2 protein-coding genes are annotated in these 913 nt (G+C 45.8%); both read right to left on the reverse strand.

Annotation, left to right across the window (positions count from 1 at the left end; all coding sequences use genetic code 11):
* Window positions 1-671: LysR family transcriptional regulator (locus tag R8N47_RS24100; protein WP_318185965.1), on the reverse strand; the 671-nt coding region annotated here is incomplete at its 3' end.
* Window positions 672-690: 19 nt separating this feature from the next.
* Window positions 691-913: Lrp/AsnC ligand binding domain-containing protein (locus R8N47_RS24105; protein ID WP_318185966.1), on the reverse strand; the 223-nt coding region annotated here is incomplete at its 5' end.

Consider the following 913-nt stretch of genomic DNA (forward strand, 5'->3'; position numbering starts at 1 on the left):
ACTTTAAATGTGATATGTCGCGCCAACCCCATCTCTTTTAAAACCGTGTCGGTGCTTGAATCTTTATCGCCGCCACCCGTAACTTTTATGTGCGAATAACTGAGTAAAGCATCCACCGTCAGCTCTTTATAACTCGCTAGCGGGTGTGACGCTTTCATCAAACACACCGAGGTATCAGAACCAATGTTCACGCTTGAAACGCCTTCTGGTTTTGAAGGGTACATGGACGATGCGATGTGGATACCCAGTTCATGCAACTTATCGAGAAAATCTGGTTGCCATAAGCGATAAGCCATATCCAGTTGCGGCGCGAGTTGGCTTAAATGGGAAGCGATATCTGGAAGAACGTACTGAGCAACATAGTCACTAGACGCGACAACTAACTCACCTTGCCAATCTGCCGGTTCGAACGGTTTATCATCAAGCAGATGATCAAACTCAGACAGCAAATCATCAAGTTTAGCTTTTAACGCTAACGCTCGAGGTGTGGGTATGAGCAAGTTCCCCTGACGGACAAGCAACGGATCGCCACAAAGCTCTCTAAGCTGGGCTAATTGGCGGCTGACCGCAGATTGAGTTACGTGCAAGCGCTCAGCAGTGCGACTTACATGACACTCCTCAAGCAGCACATGCAATGATCTCAGCAGATTTAAATTGATGTTGTTTAACATTCTCGACCCACTTGATGCTTCACTTTACGAACTTGTTTCCGGTCGTATTAAAAAACTCGGTCAGAACCGTATGCGTCATCAAATGACGCAGTTCAGGAAAGCGTTGAATTTGATCTCGGATTTCATTGAGCCGATTCATGTTAGGGACTTCCACAAATACCATCATGTCAGTTTCGCCGCTGATTGCATGGCACCATTTCACACCATCAATTTTATACAACTCATCAGCATAGGATTCACAG

This window comes from Vibrio sp. 2132-1, assembly GCF_033344315.1.